Here is a 2,294-nt window from a genome sequence, read left to right as displayed (position 1 = left end):
TCACCAACTACATTGCCAGATCGCTACTGGAAACCGGTGGATTCAGACCCCAACTACACCCTCGATTGTGAAGAGCCACGTTAGTTCCGCTACAGGACGGCCGTCGCGAATAACTTTCAGAATTTTCATATCCATACATGCCGCGTGGCGCCTCCGCGAAATTTAACGTGTGGCCGATCACCAACTTAGCGTTATCCAACTGCGATTTCAGCGGTTCGCGCGAAATAGAACCGCACATATTTTTGGAGAATGTGTTCGATTTTGCGTGCAATTGGCGACGGGTAGTCCGGACTCGCCGACAATTCGGATAGGTTCGGCATTTCGAATCCGGCCAGGCGGCCATGCAAACAGCTTCGTCGAAGCCTGCAACGACGCGGTGGGCCACCGGGTCCGCGGCCAAGACGTTTGCGCGAGCCCGATCGGCTGCAGTTCGCGCCTGACTGGCGACGCCACCGGTATGCGCCGGACTACGCGGCCGGGCCGCCGGCGCCGCCGGGGCCGCCGTCTCCCCCGACGCCACCAGGCCCGGCGAGCACACCGACTTGGCCGCTTTGTCCGCCTTCGGGAGCACCACCGGGTCCGCCGCTACCGCTGCCGCCGGTGCCACCGGAACCTCCCGTGCCGCCGGTACCGCCTAGGTTGCCGGGATAGCTTGGATCCGTAGCTGTCCCACCGGTCCCGCCGTTGCCGCCGGTCCCGCCGCCGCCGCCGGTGCTGGTGCCATCGCCGCCGGCCCCGCCGTTGCCGCCGTTACCGCCGGCGCCGCCCCAGCCGGAATCTTGGGAATTGCCACCGCCGCCGCCGGCACCGCCATCGCCGCCCTGCCCGCCGTTGACGCCGGTCCCGCCGGCGCCACCCGCGCCTCCCGCGCCGGCCACGCCGCCGTGAACTAGGTCGTTCCCGCCGACTCCGCCGGCTCCGCCGAGCCCGCCGACACCGCCGGTTTGGCCACCGGCGCCGCCATGGCCGCCGGCGCCTCCTACCCCGCCAGTCCCGCCGGAGTCGACGTAGCCATACCCGCCGGGCCCACCGGTGCCGCCGGCCCCGCCGACGCCACCGGTTTGGGAACCCTGGCCTCCGTTGCCGCCGCTACCGCCGGCCCCGCCCGGGCCGCCGCCGGTGGCGCCGAACCCGGGAAAACCGGTCCCGCCGGCGCCGCCGGACCCGCCGGCGCCGCCGGCCGCACCGTTGACTCCGCTACCACCGGTGCCGCCGTTGCCGCCGTCGCCGCCGGTTGCAGCGGAAAAGGCGGCAGCGGCGCCGCCGTTGCCGCCGTTGCCGCCGGCCCAGGTGGTGTCGCCGGTCAGCCCGTTGGCGCCGTGAGTCGAGCCGGTGCCGCCGATCCCGCCGGCGCCGCTGGCGCCGGCATTGCCGCCGTTTCCGCCGGGGCCGCCGCCGCCGTCGTCGCCGGCCCCGCCGTCGGCGCCGTTGCCTGGCTTGCCGCCGGAACCGCCGTTGCCGCCGTCGCCGCCAACTCCCTGGCTGCCCTCGTGGCCGGTGGATGCGAGCGCCTTCCCGCCGGCGCCGCCGGTGCCGCCGGTGCCGCCGCCCCCGCCAGCACCGCCATCGCCCCCAGGGCCACCGGCATAGCCGTGGTGCGGCGCGGGGGCGCCATCCATGCCTGTCCCGCCAGACCCGCCGATGCCTCCGGCGCCGCCGGCGCCGCCTTGGCCGCCGCTACCGGCGTGGGCTCCACCATTACCGCCGACCCCGCCGGTGCCGCCGGCGCCGCCGGTCCCGCCCGGGCCGCCGCTGTCACCCAGGTTGACACCGGCGCCCCCGGTGGTGCCGATCCCGCCGGCACCTCCTGCCCCGCCGTTACCGCCGTTGCCCACCAACCCGCCGTTGCCGCCGGCGCCACCGGTGCCGCCGTTTTCGCCGATGTTTCCGGCAGCGCCGGCCCCACCGGCGCCGCCGTTGCCACCGCTGGTGGGGGTCGCCCCGGCGGCGCCGGCCGCCCCGGCCGGACCCGTGGCGTACCCGCTGCCGCCCTGTCCGCCGGCTCCGCCGGCTCCGGGGCTACCGCCATTACCGCCGGCGCCGCCGATCCCGCTATTCACGCTCCACGTGCCGACTCCACCGGCGCTGCCGTCACCAGCAGCCCCGCCGACACCACCGGCACCACCGGTCCCGCCAGCCCCTTGGTGACTGCCGAACGGGCCGAACCGGATTTCACCGCCGGCCCCACCGGCTCCACCGTGACCGCCGGCCCCGCCGGCGCCACCGTCGCCGCCGTTGAGGCCGGCGGCGCCGGGCGTCGGTTGGGCACCGCCACCGGTGACGCCGCCCGCGCC

General features: G+C 75.1%; 1 pseudogene. It reads right to left on the bottom strand.

Annotation, left to right across the window (positions count from 1 at the left end):
- Window positions 1-467: 467 nt before the first annotated feature.
- A pseudogene (locus tag BST40_RS30970) lies at window positions 468-2,294 on the bottom strand (PE family protein); the annotation flags it as partial.

The organism is Mycobacterium persicum (assembly GCF_002086675.1).
Lineage (GTDB): Bacteria > Actinomycetota > Actinomycetes > Mycobacteriales > Mycobacteriaceae > Mycobacterium > Mycobacterium persicum.
The sequence above is the reverse complement of the archived record's forward strand: the minus strand, read 5'-3'. Positions and strand labels throughout refer to the sequence as shown.